The sequence below is a fragment of the Acidocella sp. genome (genome assembly GCF_013044125.1).
Classification (GTDB): domain Bacteria; phylum Pseudomonadota; class Alphaproteobacteria; order Acetobacterales; family Acetobacteraceae; genus Acidocella.
This window is the reverse complement of record NZ_JABEVC010000028.1, coordinates 1-4,630: the sequence shown is the minus strand read 5'-3', so window position 1 is coordinate 4,630 and position 4,630 is coordinate 1. Positions and strand designations below refer to the sequence as shown.

6 protein-coding genes and 1 pseudogene are annotated in these 4,630 nt (G+C 65.6%); 3 read left to right on the top strand and 4 right to left on the bottom strand.

The features are described 5' to 3' along the window. The 3 genes from HKL97_RS01465 to HKL97_RS01455 form a co-directional block, all read right to left on the bottom strand. Window positions 1–383: prephenate dehydrogenase/arogenate dehydrogenase family protein (locus tag HKL97_RS01465; protein ID WP_291422144.1), on the bottom strand; the 383-nt coding region annotated here is incomplete at its 3' end. Next, a complete protein-coding gene (gene hisC / locus HKL97_RS01460) occupies window positions 376–1,461 on the bottom strand; it encodes a histidinol-phosphate transaminase (protein ID WP_291422142.1) in 1,086 nt (361 codons plus the stop codon). The genes HKL97_RS01465 and hisC, both read right to left, overlap by 8 nt. Next, a complete protein-coding gene (locus HKL97_RS01455) occupies window positions 1,458–2,318 on the bottom strand; it encodes a chorismate mutase (protein ID WP_291422140.1) in 861 nt (286 codons plus the stop codon). The genes hisC and HKL97_RS01455 overlap by 4 nt, the downstream gene beginning before the upstream one ends. A 95-nt stretch (window positions 2,319–2,413) precedes the next feature. Here HKL97_RS01455 and HKL97_RS01450 point away from each other — a divergent pair, with 95 nt between their 5' ends. From HKL97_RS01450 to HKL97_RS01440, 3 genes are read left to right on the top strand one after another with little or no spacing between them, the layout of a single operon-like run. Next, window positions 2,414–3,556, top strand: coding sequence for a homoserine O-acetyltransferase (locus HKL97_RS01450; protein ID WP_291422139.1), 1,143 nt, complete (start codon window positions 2,414–2,416; stop codon window positions 3,554–3,556). Window positions 3,557–3,570: 14 nt separating this feature from the next. Next, entirely contained in the window at window positions 3,571–4,170 is a 600-nt protein-coding gene (gene metW, locus HKL97_RS01445) for a methionine biosynthesis protein MetW (protein WP_291422137.1), read from the top strand. 41 nt (window positions 4,171–4,211) lie between these two features. Next, window positions 4,212–4,412, top strand: coding sequence for a hypothetical protein (locus tag HKL97_RS01440; RefSeq protein WP_291422135.1), 201 nt, complete (start codon window positions 4,212–4,214; stop codon window positions 4,410–4,412). Window positions 4,413–4,428: 16 nt separating this feature from the next. Here the strand turns inward: HKL97_RS01440 and HKL97_RS01435 are convergent. Continuing rightward, window positions 4,429–4,630 (bottom strand): annotated as a pseudogene (locus HKL97_RS01435) (IS701 family transposase); the annotation flags it as partial.

The window sequence follows — 4,630 nt, the reverse complement described above, 5'->3', positions numbered from 1 at the left end:
GCGATGGGGTGGGCGGGGACGCAGACGGCGTTGGCGGGGACCAGGGGTTCGACATCGCGCAGGACCGACTGCTTGGTCGAGCCGACATCGGAGAGCACGCAGCCCGGCGCCAGATGCGGCGCGATGGTTTGTGCGAGGGCGGCATAGGTGCCGACCGGGGTGCAGAGGATCACGCCATCGGCCCCGGCGACGGCCTTTGCGGCGCTGGCTTCGTAGGCGTCACCCAGGCCGAGTTCGGCGGCGCGGGCCAGGGCGGCGGGGTTGGAATCGCAGATGACGAGCGTGCCGGCGATGCCGCCGAAGGCTTTGGCGCCGCGCGCAATGGAGCTGCCGATGAGCCCGATGCCGATGATGACCAGGCGCTTGAAGAGGGGCTCAACCATGGACAAAGGCGTTCAGCGCGGCGGCGACCAGGTTGCACTCATCATCGGTGCCGATGGTGATGCGCAGGCAGGACGGCAGGCCGTAGGATTTGACATTACGCACGATAAGCCCGCGTGCGCGCAGGAACTGGTCGGCCGCGGCGGCACGCTCCGGGCTGCCAAAGTCCACCAGGGTGAAGTTGGCCTCCGAGGGGTGGATTTTCAGGCCAACCTGCGCGAGGCGCGCTTCCAGCCGGGTGCGGGCCTGGGTGTTGTGCGCGCGCCCGGCCTCCAGCCAGCCGGGCTCGGCCAGGGCGGCGATGCCGGCGGCGGCGGCGGTGACGCTGACGTTGAAGGGGGCGCGCATGCGGTTCAGTACGTCAATAACCGGCGGGGGGGCATAGGCCCAGCCGAGCCGCGCGCCGCCGAGGCCGAAGATTTTGGAGAAGGTGCGGGTCATCACCGTGTTTTCACCCGCGTCCACCAGGGCGATGCCGGGGTCGTAATCGGGGCGGTCCACATATTCGCTGTAGGCGGCGTCGATCACCAGCAGCACGTCCTCGGGCAGCCCGGCACGCAGGCGCAGCATTTCGGATTGCGGGAGGAGCGTGCCGGTTGGGTTGTTGGGGTTGGCGAGGAACAGCATTTTGGTTTGCGGGGTCACCAGGGCCAGCATGGCGTCGACATCGGTGGTCAGGTTCTGTTCCGCCGCCTTCAAAACCGTGCACCCGGCCAGCTTGCCGGCGATCTCGTAGATCGAGAAGCCGTGCACGCTCATGATCAGTTCCGTGCCGGGGCCGCCGTAGGCCTGGATCAGCAGGCTGAGCAGTTCGTCCGAGCCGTTGCCGCAGATGATTTTCGCGGGGTCGAGGCCAAATTTTTCACCAATGGCGGCGCGTAGTTTCGCGGAGCTGCCGTCCGGGTAGCGGTGCAGTTTTTCCCCCGTGGCGGCAAGGGCTGCCAGCGCGCTGGGCGGCGGGCCGAAGGCGCCCTCGTTGGAGGAGAGCTTGATGGGGTTGGCAAAGCCCGGCAGCACGGATTCGCCGCCGACATAGGAAGCGACGGAGAAAACCTCCGGGCGTGGTTGCGGGGCGCTCATGGTGTGTCGCCCAGTGGCACGGCGAAGGCGCCAATCACGACGGGCGGAGCGTTCAGCCCCGCAATGGCGCCAAGGCGGGGGTCGGTGTCCTCGATGAAGTCCTCGACCTCCACCAGGGCGAGGATCGAGGTGTCGCCGGGGATGCGTTTGACCCAGATCTGGCCTGGGGTGAAGCCGCTGTCCTTGAGGAGCGAGGTGACGCGTGCGCGCGAAGTGCCGGCGCTGAGCTCCAGCACGAGCAGGCTGCGGTCCTGGCCGGAGGGGTCGGGCCTGACGGCAGCGACGACGAATGCCTCGCCTAGCGGCAAACCTTCGGCGCGTTTGCTCCAGAAGGGGATTTTGGCGATGACGAAGAGGCGGTGCGGCGCGCTGGCGGTGAGCATCTGCCACCAGCCTCCCTGCCCGTCGTCATCCTCGGCCGGTGGTGGCAGGATGGCGAGCTGTGCCGCGTCCCGCGCCAGATCAGCCAGGGTTTGCGCCGGGTTGTGGTGGCGGCGCACCGGGGTGAGGGGGCCGAAATGTTCGCGGGCCAGGGCGAGGCGCTCGGCCCCTCCGTCGCCGTCGCAAACGGCCATGGTCTGCCCGCCCTCGATGATGAGGGCGGCGCCGAAAATCTCCCGCCAGATGCGCACGATCGCCTGGGCGGGCCACGCGCCTTTGTGACAGGCCAGAAGGCGGCGTAGAATCGCGGCCTCGCGCCCCGGGCGGATTTTGGTGCCGGTCTTGCCGCCGTCACGCGCGACGCTCTCAACCACCGCGGCGCGCGCCATCAGCAGGGCGTGAATCTGGTCGTCGATGGTGTCGAGCTGGGCGCGCAGCTGCGCCAGCGCATTGGGAGGGAGGGAGAAATCGTTCATCGTCTGGTTGATACCCTAATTGTCTTGCTGCCGCCAAGCGGGCCGGGGCGGGGATTGCACCATGCGGCCCGGCAGCGCATATCCGGTGATGAGAAATGGACCAGACGACCGCCCGATCCGAGACCCAGCACCAGAGCGTGACCTTTGCCGAAGGTTTGACGCTTGATTGCGGCCGCCATTTGGGCAGCCTGACCATTGCATACCGGACTTATGGCAAGCTGAACGCGGCCAAGAGCAATGCGATTCTCATCTGCCACGCGCTTACGGGCGACCAGTATGTGGCGGAGACCAACCCGGAGACCGGCAAACCCGGCTGGTGGGAGCAGGTGGTGGGGCCCGGCCGCCCGGTGGATACGGAAAAATTCTTTGTCATTTGCACCAATGTGCTAGGCGGCTGCATGGGCACCACGGGGCCGCGCAGCCAGCATGACGAGCATGCTGGGCAGCCCTGGGGCACTGATTTTCCGCCGGTGACGATTAACGACATGGTGCGTGCGCAAAAGCGTTTTATCGACCACCTGGAGATCGGCCGGTTGTTCGCCGTGGTGGGTGGCTCCATGGGCGGCATGCAGGTGCTGGCCTGGGCGGCGCTGTATCCGGGGCAGGTATTCGCCGCCGTGCCGGTGGCGGCGGCAGCGTATCATTCGGCGCAGAACATCGCCTTTCATGAGATCGGCCGGCAGGCGATTGCCGCGGACCCGGATTTCTGGGGCGGGCGCTACTGGGAACACGGGGTAACGCCCGCGCGTGGCTTGGCGGTGGCGCGGATGACGGCGCACATAACCTATGTCTCCGAGGCGGCGTTGACGCGCAAGTTCGGCCGCAAACTGCAGGATACGGCGCGGATCTCGGCGTTGGGCGACCGTTTCGAGGTGGAGAGCTACCTGCAATACCAAGGCTCCAGCTTCGTGCGGCGGTTCGATGCGAATTCATATCTGACGATTACGCGCGCGATGGATTTGTTCGATCTCTCGGCCGATTACGGCGGGGTGCTGCCCTCGGCCTTCGCGGGGACGAAAACGCGGTTTTTGCTGGTTTCCTTTGATTCCGACTGGCTGTTTCCCACCGAGCAGTCACGCGCGATCGCGCGGGCGCTCAATCATGTGGCCGCGAACGTTTCGTTCGTGGAGATAAAATCCGACAAGGGGCATGATGCGTTCCTGCTCGACGAGCCGGATTTTCATCGCACGCTGCGCGGGTTTCTGGCGGGATGCGCCGAGCATGCGGGGTTGAGTTGAGCGGTTCGAAAAAAATGCGTGTTGATCTGGCGCTGATCGCGGGGATGGTGGCGCCCAAGACGCGGGTTCTGGATATCGGTTGTTCCGACGGCGCGCTGATTGACCATTTGTTCCGCAATCTGGGCTGCGATGCGCGGGGGCTGGAGATAGACATGGCGACGGTGACCCTGGCGGTGGCGCACGGGCTGCCGGTGATGCAGGGCGATGCCGATAGCGACCTTGCCAGCTACCCTGACGGGGCGTTTGATTATGTGGTGCTCTCGCGCACCTTGCAGGCGGTGGAGAAGCCGCGCGAGGTGTTGCGCCAGATGTTGCGGATCGGCACGCATGCGATCGTGAGTTTTCCGAATTTTGGCCATTGGACGTTGCGGTTGCAGATGCTGTTCACCGGGCGGATGCCGATGACCAAGAACTGGAGCCGGATGTGGTACGAGACGCCCAACATCCACCCCTGCACGATCCGCGATTTCTTCGACCTCTGCGCGGCGGATGGGTATATCGTTGAGGAATGGCTGGCAGCTGACGAGGAGGGCGCGCGCGCGCCCTGGCGGCGCTGGCCGGCGCTGGCGAATTTGTTTGGTGAACAGGGGCTGTTTCTGCTGCGCAAAGCTTGAAACGGGGGCTGAAGCAGGCTGGCTCCGTATAGAGGCATGAGATGGCTGGCACGCCGAACCCGTATTACGATCCCGATTGGGCGGCCAACGCCGCGCATTGTGCCGCGCGCGCTGAAAAATGGCGGGTTGTGTGCGCGCAAATCGCCGCGCGGGACGGTTTTGGCGCCCCGCGGCATCTGCGGGCGCTGGCACAATACGAGCAGGCGAAGGCGCGCGATGGCGATGCGGACGGAGGTGATTGAGTTTGGCACGTTACGCTCAGGCCGGATCGGGGGATCCGCGGGGTCGATAACCTGCGGGAAGGGGATGTTTTTTGATGAGAATCGTGTTGCGTGGTCCTGAGGGGTGAATCGCTTCCCTCTCGGAGATCAGGAATCCGTAGGCGGCGATGCACATTGTGGCGTGATGATGAAAGCCGCGCCAACCTCGCCCCTCGTAATGGCCAAGGCCGAGTTCCTGC